This is a genomic window from Nocardia sp. NPDC057663, assembly GCF_042799895.1.
In the GTDB taxonomy this organism is placed as follows: domain Bacteria; phylum Actinomycetota; class Actinomycetes; order Mycobacteriales; family Mycobacteriaceae; genus Nocardia.
This window is the reverse complement of the sequence record NZ_JBHVHX010000016.1, coordinates 52,256-69,029: the sequence shown is the minus strand read 5'-3', so window position 1 is coordinate 69,029 and position 16,774 is coordinate 52,256. Positions and strand designations below refer to the sequence as shown.

16 protein-coding genes are annotated in these 16,774 nt (G+C 68.9%); 5 read left to right on the top strand and 11 right to left on the bottom strand.

All coding sequences use genetic code 11. The features are described from left to right. Nucleotides 1–54: 54 nt before the first annotated feature. Together ACFVAV_RS26675 and ACFVAV_RS26670 are read left to right on the top strand one after the other, a co-directional pair. Nucleotides 55–588: a GNAT family N-acetyltransferase gene (locus tag ACFVAV_RS26675; protein WP_379038094.1), complete on the top strand. Its 534-nt coding sequence runs from the start codon at nucleotides 55–57 to the stop codon at nucleotides 586–588. Then, nucleotides 585–1,442 carry a hypothetical protein gene (locus ACFVAV_RS26670; protein ID WP_379038093.1) on the top strand — a complete coding sequence of 286 codons (858 nt, stop codon included), beginning with the start codon at nucleotides 585–587 and terminating at the stop codon, nucleotides 1,440–1,442. Before ACFVAV_RS26675 ends, ACFVAV_RS26670 begins: the two co-directional genes overlap by 4 nt. On the opposite strand, the gene ACFVAV_RS26665 is transcribed toward ACFVAV_RS26670, so the two are convergent. The 7 genes from ACFVAV_RS26665 to ACFVAV_RS26635 form a co-directional block, all read right to left on the bottom strand. Beyond that, a complete protein-coding gene (locus ACFVAV_RS26665; protein ID WP_379038091.1) occupies nucleotides 1,443–2,411 on the bottom strand; it encodes an SCO2521 family protein in 969 nt (322 codons plus the stop codon). It abuts the gene before it with no gap. Between the two features lie 40 nt (nucleotides 2,412–2,451). Then, nucleotides 2,452–3,453 carry an SCO2522 family protein gene (locus ACFVAV_RS26660; protein ID WP_379038089.1) on the bottom strand — a complete coding sequence of 334 codons (1,002 nt, stop codon included), beginning with the start codon at nucleotides 3,451–3,453 and terminating at the stop codon, nucleotides 2,452–2,454. A gap of 150 nt (nucleotides 3,454–3,603) precedes the next feature. Beyond that, nucleotides 3,604–4,524, bottom strand: a complete 921-nt coding sequence (locus tag ACFVAV_RS26655) for an SCO2523 family variant P-loop protein (protein ID WP_379038088.1) — start codon at nucleotides 4,522–4,524, stop codon at nucleotides 3,604–3,606. A 4-nt stretch (nucleotides 4,525–4,528) separates the two neighbouring features. After that, complete coding sequence (locus ACFVAV_RS26650) at nucleotides 4,529–6,385, bottom strand: SCO2524 family protein (protein WP_379038086.1); 1,857 nt, start codon at nucleotides 6,383–6,385, stop codon at nucleotides 4,529–4,531. Between the two features lie 171 nt (nucleotides 6,386–6,556). Then, on the bottom strand, nucleotides 6,557–7,408 hold the full coding sequence (locus tag ACFVAV_RS26645) for a TIGR02569 family protein (RefSeq protein WP_379038084.1): 852 nt from the start codon (nucleotides 7,406–7,408) through the stop codon (nucleotides 6,557–6,559). A 112-nt stretch (nucleotides 7,409–7,520) separates the two neighbouring features. Continuing rightward, the gene (gene moeZ / locus ACFVAV_RS26640) at nucleotides 7,521–8,702 is read right to left on the bottom strand and encodes an adenylyltransferase/sulfurtransferase MoeZ (RefSeq protein WP_379038083.1); all 1,182 of its coding nucleotides are present in this window, start codon (nucleotides 8,700–8,702) and stop codon (nucleotides 7,521–7,523) included. Nucleotides 8,703–8,808: 106 nt separating this feature from the next. After that, a complete protein-coding gene (locus ACFVAV_RS26635; RefSeq protein ID WP_379038194.1) occupies nucleotides 8,809–9,792 on the bottom strand; it encodes a DUF3152 domain-containing protein in 984 nt (327 codons plus the stop codon). Between the two features lie 299 nt (nucleotides 9,793–10,091). Here ACFVAV_RS26635 and ACFVAV_RS26630 point away from each other — a divergent pair, with 299 nt between their 5' ends. After that, nucleotides 10,092–10,754, top strand: a complete 663-nt coding sequence (locus ACFVAV_RS26630) for a TetR/AcrR family transcriptional regulator (protein WP_379038081.1) — start codon at nucleotides 10,092–10,094, stop codon at nucleotides 10,752–10,754. Nucleotides 10,755–10,813: 59 nt separating this feature from the next. Here the strand turns inward: ACFVAV_RS26630 and ACFVAV_RS26625 are convergent, their stop codons facing one another. Together ACFVAV_RS26625 and ACFVAV_RS26620 are read right to left on the bottom strand one after the other, a co-directional pair. Further along, nucleotides 10,814–11,041, bottom strand: coding sequence for a DUF3107 domain-containing protein (locus ACFVAV_RS26625; protein WP_379038079.1), 228 nt, complete (start codon nucleotides 11,039–11,041; stop codon nucleotides 10,814–10,816). Nucleotides 11,042–11,141: 100 nt separating this feature from the next. Then, nucleotides 11,142–11,678, bottom strand: a complete 537-nt coding sequence (locus tag ACFVAV_RS26620) for a YceI family protein (protein ID WP_379038077.1) — start codon at nucleotides 11,676–11,678, stop codon at nucleotides 11,142–11,144. A 100-nt stretch (nucleotides 11,679–11,778) separates the two neighbouring features. Here ACFVAV_RS26620 and ACFVAV_RS26615 point away from each other — a divergent pair, with 100 nt between their 5' ends. Then, nucleotides 11,779–12,651: a helix-turn-helix transcriptional regulator gene (locus ACFVAV_RS26615; RefSeq protein WP_379038076.1), complete on the top strand. Its 873-nt coding sequence runs from the start codon at nucleotides 11,779–11,781 to the stop codon at nucleotides 12,649–12,651. A 159-nt stretch (nucleotides 12,652–12,810) separates the two neighbouring features. Here the strand turns inward: ACFVAV_RS26615 and ACFVAV_RS26610 are convergent, their stop codons facing one another. Together ACFVAV_RS26610 and ACFVAV_RS26605 are read right to left on the bottom strand one after the other, a co-directional pair. Further along, nucleotides 12,811–13,500, bottom strand: coding sequence for a ferritin-like fold-containing protein (locus tag ACFVAV_RS26610; RefSeq protein ID WP_379038075.1), 690 nt, complete (start codon nucleotides 13,498–13,500; stop codon nucleotides 12,811–12,813). Between the two features lie 28 nt (nucleotides 13,501–13,528). Then, on the bottom strand, nucleotides 13,529–14,581 hold the full coding sequence (locus tag ACFVAV_RS26605; protein WP_379038073.1) for an alpha/beta fold hydrolase: 1,053 nt from the start codon (nucleotides 14,579–14,581) through the stop codon (nucleotides 13,529–13,531). Between the two features lie 458 nt (nucleotides 14,582–15,039). Here ACFVAV_RS26605 and ACFVAV_RS26600 point away from each other — a divergent pair, with 458 nt between their 5' ends. Continuing rightward, nucleotides 15,040–16,749, top strand: coding sequence for a DEAD/DEAH box helicase (locus tag ACFVAV_RS26600; RefSeq protein ID WP_379038072.1), 1,710 nt, complete (start codon nucleotides 15,040–15,042; stop codon nucleotides 16,747–16,749). The last annotated feature ends 25 nt before the right edge of the window (nucleotides 16,750–16,774 follow it).

Sequence of the window (16,774 nt, the reverse complement as noted above, 5' to 3'; positions counted from 1 at the left end):
CTGCGCTTACCCTGGAGTTCAGACTTGCACCGGGGCGGCAGAGGTGAGCGGTAATTGGAATCCTCGAACAAGCAGGCAGAGCTACGATTCCGATCCGCCACCGTCGATGATCTGGCCGCCATCGCCGAGCTCGAATCGCACGAATTCATGCCGCTGGCCTACCCGTATTTCGCGTTGCGGCAGTTGTTCGACATTCACGGATCGCAGTGGGTGGTCGCCGATCTGGCCGGTGCGGTGTGCGGGTACGCACTGGTGGCCGTCGGCAAGCGGACCGCGTGGCTGATCGGCTTGGCCGTGTCCGCACGGTATCAAGGCCGCGGGCTCGGCCGGTCACTGCTCGATCGTGCCGTGACGCGCTGCCGGTCGGCACAGGTGGAGGCGATCTTCATCACCGTGCGCCCGTCGAACGTGCCCGCCGCGAACCTGTACAAGGACTCCGGCTTCACCTGGGTGGACTACGAGGACCAATACTTCGGTGCGGGCGAGCCCCGAGATCTGCTGGTACACCGCATCACTCACGATTGGGCGGCCGCGGAGCCGACCGATCGGCGCTGGCGCAAAGACCGCGGACCGGTTGACGACGGATGACCGACTACGCCGAACACGACCGGCTGGGCGATTTCGTCGCCTCCAAGACCACCCTCATCCGCAGGCACGCCGGGGCGTTCGCCGACGTGGTGGCCGATTTCCAGCGTGCCCCCGGCGCCGCCACCGAATACACGCTGCTCGACGAACTCAATCACCGAGTGGAACAGTTTCTCGCCGACTACGTTCCGCCGTCTTCCCGCCGGGTCGGCGACAGCCTGGTCTTCGCCCACCTCTACCGCGACGCCGACCCCGACGCGCTCGACAACGCGGGCCGAGAGCTCGCCTGCGAGACCGTCCTCACCGCCCTGTTCGCCGCCGAGGTCGAGTTCCGCGGTCCACTGCGGCTGAGCCGCACCCAGTCCACCCTGCTCGCCGAGGTCTACGAGGAACTGGGCGAACAACTCTCGGGGCACCGGCTGCCCGCACACGCCGCCCTCGCCTACCGTCAGGCCTATCGGCTGCACACCAGCACCGAGAACCCCCGCGGCCAGGACCGGTGCGGGCTGAACATGGCGCGAGCCAAGACCAGGGCGCGCAACCCGCGCTGGCGGCGGGTACCCGGCACCACCTCGGATCTGTTGTGCGGCTATGGCTATCGGCCGTTCCTGCTGCTGGCCTGGATCGCGGTGGAGATCGCGCTGTTCGTCCTGGTCTTCTATCTGTCCAGCACCGGGATCGGGTTCGCGACGGCGACGCGGGTGGGGCTGCTCAACTTCCTCAACCCCGTCGGCACCGAGGATCTGCCGACGCTGAGCACCTTCGCGCAGGCGACGCTGATCGTGGAGTCCTACGCAGGCATCGTCTCGACGTCGGTGTTCTTCGCCCTGCTCGTGCGTCAGCTGTTCCGGCTGTGATCACCAGCGGGTCTGGCTGCGGGTCAGCGCGCCCAGCGTCGCCACCGCCACCCGGTCGCGCAGCTGCCCGATCCGCGAATTCCACTGCACGGTGAAGCCGGGATCGGCTTCCAGGCCCGTCCACAACCCGCGCAGCGGGGCCGGGGTGAACGCCCCGGGCAACCACAGGTGGACGAGGTGTTCGAGCAGCGGGGTGAGCACCTGGGCGGGCGAACTGCGCGACAGTTCGGCCATCTCCGCCTCGTCGATCACCTCGGTGAGCACCGTCAGCAGCCAGTCGTGCATGGCCAGGTCCTCACAGAAGCGCTGCACCGCGAACAGCTCCGACTCGTCGCCGACGACGACCGAGGCGAGCCTGGTCTCGTCGTCGAGCAGGACGAACGACATGCTCGGCGCCGCGCCCCGCTGCACCCGGGCGGCCCAGCGCAACCGGGACGCGCTGGTCTGGATCGGCGGCTTCTGGTTCAGCATCGGATCGGTGCGTACCCGCATGTGCAGCCGGGCCGCGATCGCGCCGGGGTCCAGCGTCGCCATCGCCGGGTCGCCAGGGCCGAGGAAGCCGTCGACGAGCTGGCTGCCGATGTCCGCCGGTATCCGGGTGAGGATCTCGACGATCCCGATCCGGCCGAGATAGTGACCCCAGCTGCGGCGATGCGTGCCTTCACCCGCGGTCACGGTGGCCTGCGCCGAGCTCTGCAGGATGCGGCCACCGAGGACGACGGCATGGGTCGCGACGGTCCCGACCGCGCGCACCCGGCTGCGGGCCGGTGTCGCGAGCCTGCAGTCGACGCCCTCGGAGATGACCGGTGACTGCGCCCAGCTGACCGGGCGCTCCCTCGATTGCACGCGCCGGCCACGGACCAGAGTCAGCAATTCCGCCGCCGACCCGCGGCTCAATGCCGCGGACTCCGGAAGCAGGCCGGTGCGCACTTCACCCAGAAGTGCCAGCGGTCCACCGCTGAGTTGCATTGGTGCAGCGTATCCCGTTTGCGCAGGTGACGGCATCGGATCAGACGGTGCTGAGGAAGAAATGTGAGAGCCGGTCGGTGACGTCGTCGGTCATCGCGATGCCCTGTTCGCGCGCCCGCCGGGTGATCAGGCCGACGACCGCGGGGTCCGGTTCCACATGGTCGAGAATCATCCGCACCGCGTGCTCGATCCCCACATACCGCTGGGGCAGCAACGACAGCGACCGGAACGCGGCAAACGGCGCCGCCCGTTCCTGCAACCGGATCACGCTCGGGAAATCCTCCCAGCGGGCCGGCCATTCGTGCCCCGGCGCCCAGTACTCCGCGTCGACGACGGCCTTGCCCTCGTAGCGCAGCATGCCGAGGCGCAGCAGTTGCCACACCGAGGCCAGGAACGGGCACGACCAGAGCACTTCCTGGCCCGCGCCGCGGTCCCGCCACATCTCGACGTCGAGGAAGATCGAGTGATTGTGCGCGGCGAACTCCACCGGCGGCCGGTAGTTGACCTCCATGGCGTGGCCCGGCTCGTGGTCGCTGGACCGCTCGCCGTTGCACAGCCAGCCCGATTCCGCGGTCGGTGGCCGCCGGCCGGTGCTACCGGGCGAGGGTTCGGCGACGATCGAGTCGGCGACCATCTGCGCCAGTGGGATCCGCGGTTCGTCGTGCTGACGGCGTAGGTACCTGCTGCACCCGGCCTCGCTGGCCAGGTAGTCGATCCGCACACCGCAGTCGCCGGCGATGCGCAGCAGTTTGGGCACGATCTGCCGGGGGTCGGCGTCGGTCTGGAAGTAGTCGTCGAGCAGGAAGCAGGTGCTCACCCGCACCCGCGACGGGCCACCGGCGACCTCGGCAAATTCCTGCCGGGCGATATCGGTGAAGGCCTCGAGCAGCGGGGCCACCTTGCGGAACTGTGCGGCGATGGCCACTTCGCCGTTGAGCAGGTCGGACATGTAGAAGTGCCCGACCTCGATCGACAGATGCGCCAGCGGAACGTCCTCGACACGAACGGACGCCGTCGACTCGGCGTAGACGGCGCCACCCACAACCACTGCCCCTTGTCAACCCGTCGGGATAGAATCGCTGGCGATTCTATCCACCACGAGGGCAGTCCAGGTCAGAACACGCCCGACCGAATTTTCCCTTCCCCCAGTCCTTTTCGCAACATTTGTCGGAAATAGGGGTATTGTGCCCGGCTACACCCGGACCCAGGTGGCGCGGTCCCACAGCCGCCGCGCCAGCTCCTCGAACGCGTCGACCGTCGCGCGATTGGCGATCCCCGCGTTGACGTCCGCGTCGAGCACGATCTGCTCACGCCATTGCAGCACCGGCTCCACCGGGGTTTCCCCCAGCAGCGCACCCGCGCCCAGGCGATACTCGGCGGCGAGCGAACGCAGCGCGTCGTTCTGCTTGAGCAGCCAGGCGGCCTGCGGTCCGCCGCTGGCAGCGTGCTCGTCGGTGACGCGCGGAACCGCGGTGCGCACGAAGCGGATTCGCGACAGCAGGTCGTCAGGGGCGTAGCCGAGTTCGACGCCGGTCTTCAGCAGCCCCTTGGGTCCGTGCACCAGTCCCTGCGCGGCCATCAGGTGCTGACGGGTCCAGCGGTGGTAGACCAGCCAGCACACCTCCTTGTCCGGCATGTCCTGCGGCCTGGTCGCTTCCAGCGCGATCTGCATGGCCACCGACCGGCCCGCGCTCAGGTCGACGATCACCACCTTGTAGGTGCTGTCCAGGTCGAGCAGCAGCTCGCGGCAGCGGCGTACCACGTGCGCGTCGTTGGCCGACATCGCCTCGCCGCCGCCCTCGTCACCGGGCAACAGGACCAGCTTGCCGCCGCGGGAACGCTGGCTGCGCAGGGCATCACGGTTGGTATTGGCCCGCACGTCGATGCGCTGCGGCAGGGTGTTGTGACCGCGCAGGTACGAGTGCAGGCCGTTGCCCGGCTGGGTGCCGCGCTCGACCGCGCTGATCTCGAACAGCGCGCCCGCGGTGGGCGAGCCGAAGTCGAAATCCAGATAGGCCGTGCTGATGCCGCGCAAGCCCAGCCGGTAGGCCAGATTGCAGCTGGTCACCGACCGCCCGGTGCCGCCCTTGTCCGAGGTGGCGAAAACGATCATGTGGTCAGGTGCTCCTCATCGCGTCGAGACGAGCGTAGGCGAGCCGGTCGAGTTCGATCAGGGCCGCCGAGGCGAGCGTGAACGACGTTCCCGGTTGCAGATTCACCACGTCGCGGGCCCTGGCCAGCTGCTGCTCGACACCGTCGAGCGCGATCCGGTTGGCCGAGGTGTCCTCGACACTGACATTGAGCATCTCCTGATTGAGCAGATGCTCGGCCTCGTTGAGCAGTTCCACGGCGCGCACGACCATGGCGGGCGAACGTAGCGGCGCCTCCCGGTAGGTGCGGTCGGCGGTGACCAGGCATTCGATGACGCGCTCGGTCATGTACCACGACGGCAGGGTCTGTCCCGCCGTCGCCGCGGCGCCGAACGCCGCACCGGGGTCGTCCCACAGGCCCGCGGCGTCACCGTCGGTGATCATGCGCAGGTCGAGGTGGTCCATCACCTTCTTGGCCAGTTCCATCAGCCGGTCGCGCGCGGTGATGTTGCCCGACAGGCGCGCTGCCTGCAGACTGCGCTTGAGCAGGACCGGCGCGAAGTCGGAGGCGATCCACTCCAGCCGGGGACCGCCGCCCTCGACGAGTTCACTGCCGCGCAGGGTCATCCGGACGCCGGGGTGATGCAGCGCCACCGACGGGTCGTCCTGAGTGGGTCTGCGGATGATGCGGCCGCGCCGGGCCAGTTCGTCGAAGATGCCGATCGCGCGGGTCAGATCGTCGTCGGAGGCGGTGCGGGCCACCAGTTCCTGGATCAGCACCGCGGACACGATCAGCGAGAAGTAATCGGACTCCTCGCCGTCGGAGGTGCGCCACGGGATGTCCTCCAGCGGCCAGGTGCCGCTGCCGAACCGGGCGACCGTGGCCCAGTAGCGCTGGGTGATGTCCCAGCGGATGCGCAGCGCCTCGGCCAGGCGGTACTGGGTGTCGTCGAGCAGGTCGAGCTCTCTGGTGCGCTGGGAGAGCACGTCGTTGATGCCGTCGAGCGCGGTGATGGTGAAGTACAGGTAGGGCCTGGGGTCGGCGTAGCCGATGCTGGAGCCGATCGCGTCGGGTACGAAGTCCACCGGGTCGGCGCCCTGGACGACGCCCCAGCTCCAGCCGCACTCGAACAGCAGGTCCTCGTCGTCGAGTTCGGATTCCGGTGCCCGGCCCAGCGTGACGTCGTTGCGCAGGCGGGCGCGAACACGATCGAGACTGCGCGAGACCGCGTCGACGACCACCTTCTCCGGCTGGCCCGACTGGTTGAGCATGCCGAGCATCACCTTGCCCGAGGGTGAGCGCGGGGAGGCCGTGTTGACCACGAAACTCCGGACCAGGCCGGTCATCGCGGCCGTCAGCCGGGTGCTCAGGCCCGTGCTCAGCTCGGCGATCCTGGCGCTGATGTCCTTGCGTCGCTCGGTGCGCGCCCAGCGGTCGAAGACGCGCGCGAAGCCCAGCGCCGCGATGCACAGCGTGACCGACATCGAGTAGCCGTCCACCACTTCGAGTGTGTGCTGTGCCGCCGTCGGTTCCCGCTCGCCCGTGGCGCGCAGGTAGCTGCCCGCGTCGAAGCGGGGCAGCCCGTCGGGATCGGTGTTGCGGGCCAGGTATTCCTCGAGCAGGCCGAGCACCATGATCCCGATCCGGGCCTGTCCGCCGAAGGCTTCGAGCACGATCTTGACGTCGTCCGACATCGCCTCGGGCCGGTCCAGCGCGAAACTCTCGATCTCGGTCGCCGGGTACAGCAGGCACAGCAACTGCTCGGAATCACTGATCGAATTGGCGCCGAGCACGCCGTCCCAATGCCATTTCTCGTCCCGGTAGCAGGCCGAGAGCATGGCGCTCCAAATATCCAGAATCTGTTGTCTGGGCTGGATTCTCACCCGCAGCAATCCTCACCGCTCGTGACGGGCCGCAGTGGGTCCCCCGGTCCGGCGCAGGACACATGGCGGCGATGCTCGATGAAGATAGCACGCGCTACGTCAGGAAACGTTGGGTCTCAACGGATTTGAAACCACACCAGACCCATCGGTCACGATCGGCGCAATTCACCCTTACAGCGCCAAACGGACCATGTCCGCCGTGCGGGCCAGACCGGGGAACGCCTCCGGGGTGGAGCGCGGGTGCAGCGCGTGCACGGCGAGGCGGAATATCAACGCGCGCAACAGCATCTGCGGCCATTCCGGCAGGCTGGACCAGCGGTCGAGGAGACCGTCGTCGCCGCCGCCCCAGGACAGCGCGTCGACGACGATCACGCCGGCGGCCCAGGCGGCCGGACGCCAGTACGGGGTGATGTCGGTGAGGCCGGGCGTGTGCGCGCCGGCGAACAGGACGGTGCCGAAGAGGTCACCGTGGACGAGCTGGTCGGGGCTGCGGACCAGCTTGCGCAGAGTCGAGAGCTGGCCGATCAGTTCCAGACTGCGCTGGGCGTCGGGGGTCGTGCCGATCGGGACGCCGCCGGTGCGCAGGCTGCGCAGCGGCACCGGTTCCCAGGCTGCGCGGTCGGCGGCGACGAACACGTCGACGTCGACCCAGGGCGCGACCGGGGGCTGGACCAGGAAACGGGGACGGTCGAATCGTGTTGTCGCCTTGTGCAGCCGCAGCGACACCGAGACCACCTCGTCGTAGCGCGGTTCCGGCGCGCCGTCGACGTAGGTGTCGGCGCGCCAGCCCGACACCACATACCGGCCGTCGGTGGCGCGCACCGGCCGCGCCACCCGCAGCCCGTCGACCGCGAGCGTCTCGCGCACCTTCGCCGACCACGCGGCCCGCGCGTGATCGGCTACCGGACTCAGCACCACGTCACCCATTCGCCAGCCACCGTCCCAGTCGCCCAGGGAGACCGGTGTCACTTCGCGAAGTCCGAATGTGGCGCGCACATGCTCGGGAGGTTCGACTGAGGTCACGGCCGTACCGTAACCCCGCCGCGGCGTCACGAGCCCGAAGGCACGCTGGCACACTCCACTTTGCGACCTCGCCGCAATCATCGGCGAGGTCGGCAACAGTGCAGCTACCCGGTCAGTAGACCGGCAGCGACGGATCGACCTGCTTGGCCCAGGCGACGACGCCGCCCTGCAGGTGCGTGGCGTCGGCGAAACCGGCGCGCTTGAGCGCGGCCAGCGCCTCGGCCGAGCGGATCCCGGTCTTGCAGTGCAGCACGATCGGCTTGTTCTGCGGCAGTTCCGCCAGCGCCTCACCGGAGAGGATGCGGTCCTTGGGGATCAGCGTCGCGCCCTTGATGTGGACGATGTCCCACTCGACCGGCTCACGGACGTCGATCAGTTCGATCTTGTCCGCGTCCAGCAGATCCTTCAGCTCGGCGGCGGTGATCGTGGACCCGGCCGCGGCGGCCATGCCCTCCTCCGACACCACACCGCAGAAGGCTTCGTAGTCGATCAGTTCGGTGATCGGCTGACGCTCGGGATCGCGGCGCAGCTTGATGGTGCGGTAGTTCATGTCCAGTGCGTCGTAGACCATCAGGCGGCCGAGCAGCGTCTCACCGATGCCGGTGATCAGCTTGATCGCCTCGGTCACCATCACCGAACCGATCGACGCGCACAGCACGCCGAGCACGCCACCCTCGGCGCAGGACGGGACCATACCCGGCGGCGGAGCCTCCGGGTACAGGTCGCGGTAGTTGATGCCGCGGCCGTCGGGGGCGTCCTCCCAGAACACCGAGACCTGGCCCTCGAAGCGGTAGATCGAGCCCCACACGTAGGGCTTGCCCGCGAGGACGGCGGCGTCGTTGACGAGGTAGCGGGTCGCGAAATTGTCGGTGCCGTCGACGATCAGGTCGTACTCACGGAACAGCTCGACGGCGTTGTCCGGCTCCAGCCGGATCTTGTGCAGCCGCACGTCGATCCCGGAGTTGATCTCCAGGACGGAATCGCGGGCGCTGTCGGCCTTGGGACGGCCGATGTCGGACTCGCCGTGGATGACCTGGCGCTGCAGGTTCGACATGTCGACCTCGTCGAACTCGACGATGCCGAGGGTGCCGACACCGGCGGCGGCGAGGTACAGCAGGGCGGGCGAGCCGAGTCCGCCCGCGCCGATCACGAGCACCTTGGCGTTCTTCAACCGCTTCTGACCGTCGACGCCCAGATCCGGGATGATCAGGTGCCTGCTGTAGCGAGCGACCTCGTCTTTGGTCAGTTCCGCGGCCGGCTCCACGAGCGGCGGCAGAGACCCGTTGAATGACACGTCAGAGCTCCTGTGTTTATTGGCGGCATTCCTGGTACATGCAACTACATGCAACGTGCCGGGCCGCGCTGTTCTTCCCACCCATGGTCCCGCATGGGCCACCGCTCTATCCGCGCGGGTACGGCCAGGGGTTGAAGCGGCAGGTCTTGCCGTCGGCGGGCACCACACCGTGCGGATCGAGCAGCGCGATGTCGTTGTTCCTGGTGCCGAAGGTCTGCTGCATCATGATCGGCGCGAGTCCGCCGTCGGTCTCGCACGGCTGATGCCCGTGGTAGCCGATGGCGTGACCGACCTCGTGGTTGATCAGATACTGCCGGTAGGAGCCGATGTCGCCGTCGAAGGCGAGCGCGCCACGCACCCAGCGCACCTCGGAGAGCACGACGCGGTCGATGTCGGCGTTGTAGCAGGACGAGTCGATCGGGATCTCGAATCCGCAGGCGGCGCGGGTGCTCTCGCGCGAGGTGAGCGAGAGCCGGAAGTCGGGTTCGCCTGCGTCGACGCGCTGGAATCCGAAGCGGGGGTCGTGTGCCCAGCTCTTCGGGTTGGCCAGGGTCGTCTCGACCATCTTGGCCACGGCGGCGTCACCACCGAAGGGCCCGGTGTCGATGCCGTCCTCCACCTCCACGGTGTAGCGGAAGACGCGTTCGGTGCCGGTGCCGATCTGGGGGCTGGTGCCGGGCACCACGTGCCAGGTGCCCGCCGCGCGGTCGACGTAGTCGCCGCCCTCCGGCAGGGCGCCGAGCGGCAGGTCGGGCGGGAACTTACCGTCGCCGGGTGGTGCGCCGATGATGCCGGACTGAGCCACCTTGGGACTGAGCGCGCCGAAGCCGGGATCGGTCACCGCGGGCATCGGGCTCGCACGCAGGGCGTCGACGATCACCAGCACGGTGACGGCCAGCAACACCGGCAGCGCGTAGGCCCGCCAGCCGTAGCGGCGGACGAACCGGCCGATCGCGCTCTGCTTCTTCGTGTCGCGCTGCGGGCTGCGCGGCCTGCCGTTGTCGGTGTCGGTGGGGTTCCAGTGGGCGCGCAGCGGCTGCCGGGATCGGTCGGCGGGCTGATACAGCCCGAGCGGGTCGTAGACCTGCAGTTCTCGCCCTTCTGGCGCCGACGTCACAGAACCGGACTCGGTGGGTTGCGTGGGGCGAGCGACATCAGGCCCGCCGCCGGATGGTCGTTCCGGTCGGTCGGTCACCCCACCAGATTCTCACAGTGCGCAACCCCGCCTCTCCGGCGGCCGCAGGAGATCCCGCGGTTACGGCCCGGCGAACCCCGGGGCCTGGTACTACATTTCCAGGGCGAAACTTGATGGGAACACCGTGCGGGTATCGTTCCTGGGATACCGGACCGAACACCCCTGGGCCGGGGTAATCGACAAAGAGAGCCGAGATGACAGACCTCGTGGACCGCATGACCTCGCGCCGATCGGTGCCGGAAACGGTCCCGGCAAAGCGCGGTACCCGGCTGCCCCGTGACGAGCGGCGCCAACAGCTGCTGCTCGCGGCCAGCGAAGTGTTCGTGCAGCGCGGCTACCACGCCGCGGGCATGGACGAGATCTCCCAGGTGGCAGGCGTCAGCAAGCCGGTGCTCTACCAGCACTTCGCGAGCAAGCTGGAGCTGTACCTGGCGGTGCTGCAGAACTATGTCGACATCCTGGTGTCGAGCGTGCGCCAGGCGCTGCGCTCCACCACCGACAACAAGCAGCGCGTGCGCGCCGCCGTCAACGCCTACTTCGATTTCGTCGACAACGAGATGCAGGGCTTCCGCCTCGTCTTCGAATCCGACCTGACCAGCGAGCCGCAGGTGCAGCGCCGCGTCGAGCAGGCCACCGAGGCGTGCGTGGACGCGGTCTTCGACCTGGTCGCCCACGACTCCGGCCTCGACCCCTACCGGGCCCGCATCCTGGCCGTCGGCCTGGTCGGCGCGAGCCAGTTCACGGCCCGCTACTGGCTCGAGGCCGACCGCCCGATCCCCAAGGACGAAGCGGTCGACACCACCGTCGCGCTCGCCTGGGGCGGCCTCAAGCACGTCCCTTTGCACCCGATCGGCTGACAGACCACAGCGAAAAGCCCCGCACCGGATTCCGGTGCGGGGCTTTTCGGTGTCAGGACTCAGACCGTGGCGAAGCCGACGCGGCCGACGGCGGGCGAGCCGATCTCCACGTAGGCGACCTTCGCCGCCTGGATCAGGAACTTGCGGCCCTTCTCATCGGTCAGCGAGACGACGCCGCTGGCGCCGCTCAGCGCCTCGGTCACCAGCGCCTCGATCTCCTCAGGGCTCTGCGCGCTGTTGATGACGAGCTCACGCGGGCTATCCGAAATACCGATCTTGACCTCCACGGCCAACCTCCGAACGTAAGAGTCCTGTGTTGTCGCCTCTCAGGCTAGTCGAGGGCGAACACCGCCGTCCCTACGCCCAGCTGCGCTGTGAGCGAACGCCTCAGGCCGGCTCGACCAGCTCGATGTCGAGTTCGATCTTGACGGCATCCGACAGCATGCCCGGCATGGGGACGCCGACGCCGAAGTCGGTGCGCTTGATGGTGCCGGTTGCGGAGAAACCGGCGTGGCGGGTGCCGTCCATGAAGTCGGCGACCCCACCCCATTCGACGTCGAGCGTCACCGGCTTGGTGACGGTACCGAGGGTGGCCTCGCCGGTGACGGTGAACGACTCGGCGATCCGGACCGGCCCGGTGGCACGGAAGCTCAGGGTCGGGCGGTTGGCGACGTCGAGGAAATCGGCATTGCGGACGTGGGCGTCACGGTCGGCGTTGCCGGTGTCGAACGAGTCGAGGTCGATGGTGGCGCCGATGGTCGCGGCGCCGGTCTCGTCGACGACGAACTCGGTCTCGAAGCGGGTGAATCCGCCACGGACCTTGGCGATGCCCAGGTGGCGCACGGTGAAGGCGACCGTGGAGTGGCTGGCGTCGAGCGCCCAGGATCCGGTCTTCAGCTGCTGGGTCTGTGTCGAGGAAGTCATGACCCAACCCTGACCGGACCGCGGTCCGTTAGCCAGACCGCGGTTATCCTGGACCCGGCAGGGCGTGGCTGCGGGGTCACGGACCAGGCACTATCGAGACATGGCAGGCGAAGACATGACAGATCGGCCGGGTGCCCGTTCGGCATTCGCGGAGCTTCTCATCGCCCGTCGCGCCGAGCTGCGACCCGAGGATGTCGGCCTGCCCGGCGGCGGCCGGCGCCGCACCCCCGGCCTGCGCCGCGAGGAGGTCGCGGTGCTCGCCGGTGTCAGCGCCGATTATCTGGCCCGGCTCGAGCAGGGCCGCGACACCAATCCGTCGATGGCCGTGGTCGACGCGCTCGCCACCGCGCTGCGGTTCAACGAGACCGAACGCGCCCACTTCGGCTGGATGGCGTTGACCACGGGCAGCGAATCCCGGTGCCCGAGTACTGCTTTCGATCCGGTTCTGGATCAGGTGCCCGCCGCGTTGCGCAGCGTCCTCGACGCGCTCGCGCCGACGCCGGCGTTCGCGCTCGGCCCGCGCGCCAATGTCCTCGCCTGGAACTCCGCGTGGGCGGACCTGGTCGCCCCACTCGGCCTGCTCGACGACCCGGATGAGGTCAATCTGGCGGTCTGGACCTTCCGTCACCCGTCGGCCCGCACCACCGTCACCGACTGGGCCCAGTTCGCCGATCACCTCGCCGACCAGCTCGCCAGGACCCGGCTGCGCAGGCCCGACGACGAACGCATCGCGGCGATCATCGCCTTCCTGTGCACCGAGCCGGAATTCGCCCGCCGCTGGCAACCGCACCGCCTGGCCGAGGATGTCCCCACCCTGCTCGGCTTCGAACACCCCAGCCGCGGCACGCTCACCTTCACCGTGCAGACCCTCGCCGCCGACCGCGACCAACAGGTCGTCATCTGGCTACCACGCCAGACCGAAGCCCGCGCACCCGAACTACGTCTGGTACCAGGTCACGCAGTCGGCGAGTGACGCCTGATCTCGCAAGAACATGGGTAACTCACCGGGCACGCCCAAAACCCGCCCCCACGCCTGCCCGTAAGCCCGATCAGGAACGCGCTGCGCCCCTCAGTCGTCGGCCGAAGTCCCGGGGAGGCGGCTACAGCAGTCCCGGAGAGGCGGAACAGCTCCCTACAAGCCGAGTTGGGCCATGCGGGCGGCGTGCCGCTCCTGCATGCGGTCGAACAGGGTCGCGATGCCGTTGAGGTCGCCGGTCGCGGCGAGCACCAGTTCGGCCAGCTCGTCGCGCTGCGCCATCACGTACTGCGCCTGGGTGATCGCCTCGCCGAGGAGCCTGCGGCCCCACAGGGTGAGCCGGTCGCGCTCGGAACGGCTGGCCGCCACCGCGCTGCGGACCTCGTCGACCACGAACTGCGAATGGTCCGTCTCGGCGAGCACATCGCGCACCACATCGGCGACCTCGGCGGGAAGCACGCCGACGATCTCGCTGTAGAAGTCGGCGGCCAGACCGTCGCCGACGTAGAACTTCACCATCGACTCGAGCCAGGTCGACGGGTCGGTGGAGGCGTGGTAGGAATCCAGCGCGCCCTGGTACTGCGCCATCGACACTTCGGGATCGGCGCCCCGCGCGGACAGGGCGGCCTCGAGGGTCTCGAAGTGCGCCAGCTCGGCGGCGGCCATCTTGGCGACGGCCACCCGCCCGCGCAGCGACGGCGCCAGCTTGGCCTCTTCGGCAAGTCGGTAGAACGCGGAGATCTCACCGTAGGCGACGACGGCGAACAGCTCGGTCACCCCCGGGTGATCCGCGGCGAGCGGTTCGGTCGAGACAACATCCGGCGCGGCAGAGGTCTGTGCTCCCATAGGTGCCAACCTTAGTCCCGATCGATGATCAATCGCGCTCCGCCAGGAACTTGTCGAGGTAGGTCCAGGTCGTGTCGCGAGCGTCCGGCCCGGCGAGGATGCCGAGATGGCTGCCCGGGGCGATCTCGTAGGTGACCGACGGCGCGCCGGTGAGGGTGCGCAGGCCCGCCTCGACGGCGGCCTTGGGCGTGATCACGTCGGCGGTGCCGCCGACCAGCAGCACCGGCACCCGCACGTCGGCGAGTTCGACGGTGCGGTCACGCAATTGGAGTCTGCCCTTGCCGATGTCGTTGGCGAGGATGAACCGGCCCCAGATCTGGCCGTAGAAGCGGCCGGGGTAGCCGGGCATGGCGGCCTGGAACCGGTCGATGGATTCCATCTTGGCCAGCGTCTCGGTACGCGCGATATTGCTCGCGAGGAACATCGGCCGCGCCAGCTCCCGCTCGAAGGCGGCGAGCCGGTAGCCGATCTTGACCAGCGGCGCGGGGATGCCGCCCGCGGCCCGCACCAGCGCGGTGGTGGCCTGGCCGCCGGTGAGGCTCGCGACCGCGCGCAGCTGCGGCATGCCGAGCATCTTGTTGTAGTCAAGGGGCGAGCCGACGCCGGTGACCGAGCGGATCGGCAGTTCCGGGTTCGCGGCCGCGGTGAGCAGGGCGAACACGCCGCCGATGGACCAGCCGACCAGGTCGACAGGGGCGCCGCCACGATCGGCGCTGGTGCGCAGGATCGCCTCGGGCAGGATGTCGGTGACCCAGTCCTCGAAGCCCATCCGGCGGTCGGCGAAGGAGATGTCGCCGTAGTCGACGAGGTAGGTCGAGCGGCCGGTCGAGACCAGATGCCGCGCCAGGCTCTGATCAGGGCGCAGGTCGAAGCAGGTCGCGGGCGCGGCCAGCGGCGGTACCAGCAGTACCGCGGAATCCGTTGCAGTGGAAGAGTATTCGGCATCGTAGCGACGCAGCAAGCGGTGCGGCTCGTCCCACAGCACGGTCGAGGGGGCCGGGTTCGGGGGCTCGATGCCCGCGCCGAAGCTCAGCGCCCACGCATTGCGCGCGGCGGTGGTGACGGTGTCGGTGATGCTCACGACAAGAATGTCTCACACCCGGTACCGCCGGTACCAAGTGAGTTCAGTTACATGCGGCGGACACGCGCGAAATCACGGCCGTCGAATTGTGCTGTGACACACGGCCAGACCACGGGAATGTGCTGCCGAACCGGGTATTCGCGGCGATGTGCGCCGCGCCGAAATTCGGGTTGCGAACAATATCACGCTACAATCACCGTGGACAACGCTAGTTTCCTCGCCCCGGCAGACCCTGCGGGCGCGACTCTCCCGCTCTCGCGGGCGCTGCGCTCCACCGGCGTTCAGCGCGGGCGGACGGCGGCGATGTCCACGGAAAATGTGCGCGCACCGAATCCGCATCACCGATGTGCCGCGCCGATGACGCGATAGCGATCGGTGCAGGCCCGGTGAATATCACAGGCGGATATGTGGTCGTCGCGGGCCGACCGGCCCGCCCCACCTCGTGCGTGCGAGATGCAATGACGAGGAAGGCACGAACCCTGAGCAAGATCACTGTCGAACAGGAACCCGGTTTGACCGACACCCTCCTGACGGCCGAGCTGGACAACACCCATATCCCGCCGAGTTTCGCCGAATTGGGCGTGCGCGAAGAAATCGTGCGCGCACTCGGCGAGATCGGGATCGAACGCACCTTCGCGATTCAGGAACTGACCCTGCCGCTGGCACTGGCAGGCGAGGATCTCATCGGCCAGGCCCGCACCGGCATGGGCAAGACCTTCGGTTTCGGTGTGCCGCTGCTGCACCGCATCGCCACCGCCGACACCGGCACCACCCCGCTCGACGGCACCCCGCGCGCGCTGGTCATCGTGCCGACGCGTGAGCTGTGCATCCAGGTCACCAAGGACCTGGAGAACGCGAGCAAGTACCTGACCAACCACCAGGGCTCGCTGAAGGTCGCCGCCATCTACGGTGGCCGCCCCTACGACACCCAGATCGCCGCGCTGCGCGACGGCGTCGACGTGGTCGTCGGCACCCCCGGCCGCCTGCTGGACCTGGCCAACCAGAACCACCTGATCCTCGGCAAGATCGGCGTGCTGGTCCTGGACGAGGCCGACGAGATGCTCGACCTGGGCTTCCTGCCCGATATCGAGCGCATCCTGTCGATGGTCCCCGACAAGCGTCAGACGATGCTGTTCTCGGCCACCATGCCGGGCCCGATCATCACCCTGGCCCGCACCTTCCTGACCAGGCCGACGCACATCCGCGCCGAGCTGGCCAACGATTCCGCGGTGCACGATCGCACCGCGCAGTTCGTCTACCGCGCGCACGCGCTGGACAAGAGCGAGCTGGTCGCGCGCGTGCTGCAGGCCGAGTCCCGCGGCGCCACGATGATCTTCACCCGCACCAAGCGCACCGCGCAGAAGGTGGCCGACGACCTGGCCGAGCGCGGTTTCGCGGTCGGCGCCGTCCACGGCGACCTGGGCCAGATCGCCCGCGAGAAGGCGCTGACCAAGTTCCGCAAGGGCACCATCGACGTGCTCGTCGCCACCGATGTCGCCGCGCGCGGTATCGACATCGACGACGTCACCCACGTCATCAACTACCAGTGCCCCGAGGACGAGAAGACCTACGTGCACCGGATCGGCCGCACCGGCCGCGCCGGGCGCACCGGCGTCGCGATCACCCTGATCGACTGGGACGAGCTGCACCGCTGGGCCTCCATCGACAAGGCGCTCGGCCTCGGCATCCCCGATCCGGCCGAGACCTACTCGCGCTCGCCGCACCTCTACTCCGATCTCGGCATCCCGGAGGGCATCACCGGCGTCATCCGCAAGCCGAAGCCGGTGCGCGAGGAGGGCGACGTGGTCGAGGAGCGCGCCGAGCGCCCCAAGTCGACCCGCAGCCGTCGCCGCACCCGTGGCGGCAAGGCCGAGGACACCGCGGGCACCGAATCGGGTACGACCGAAGCGGGCGCCGACGACACGACCGCCCCGGCCGAGGACACCACCGAGGGCGACAAGCCGGCTCGCCGCCGGCGCCGTCGCCGCAAGCCCGCCGAGTCGGGCGAGGCGACCGCGACCGAGTCGGCGACGGAATCGGCACCGGCGGATCAGGAACCGGCCGCGGCGGACGACACGACCGCCGAGGCCAAGCCTGCCCGGCGCCGCCGTCGGCGCAAGCCCGCCGAGACCCCGGCTACCGACAGCCCGGTGACGGTCGACGCGTAGCTCAGCCACAACCCGGCACTGCGTA

Excerpts from the sequence above, each read along its gene's own strand:
- ACFVAV_RS26670 (WP_379038093.1), top strand. The coding sequence starts at position 585 with ATGACCGACTACGCCGAACACGACCGGCTGGGCGATTTCGTCGCCTCC.
- ACFVAV_RS26665 (WP_379038091.1), bottom strand. The coding sequence starts at position 2,411 with ATGCAACTCAGCGGTGGACCGCTGGCACTTCTGGGTGAAGTGCGCACC.
- ACFVAV_RS26655 (WP_379038088.1), bottom strand. The coding sequence starts at position 4,524 with ATGATCGTTTTCGCCACCTCGGACAAGGGCGGCACCGGGCGGTCGGTG.
- ACFVAV_RS26630 (WP_379038081.1), top strand. The coding sequence starts at position 10,092 with ATGACAGACCTCGTGGACCGCATGACCTCGCGCCGATCGGTGCCGGAA.
- ACFVAV_RS26620 (WP_379038077.1), bottom strand. The coding sequence starts at position 11,678 with ATGACTTCCTCGACACAGACCCAGCAGCTGAAGACCGGATCCTGGGCG.
- ACFVAV_RS26615 (WP_379038076.1), top strand. The coding sequence starts at position 11,779 with ATGGCAGGCGAAGACATGACAGATCGGCCGGGTGCCCGTTCGGCATTC.
- ACFVAV_RS26610 (WP_379038075.1), bottom strand. The coding sequence starts at position 13,500 with ATGGGAGCACAGACCTCTGCCGCGCCGGATGTTGTCTCGACCGAACCG.
- ACFVAV_RS26600 (WP_379038072.1), top strand. The coding sequence starts at position 15,040 with ATGACGAGGAAGGCACGAACCCTGAGCAAGATCACTGTCGAACAGGAA.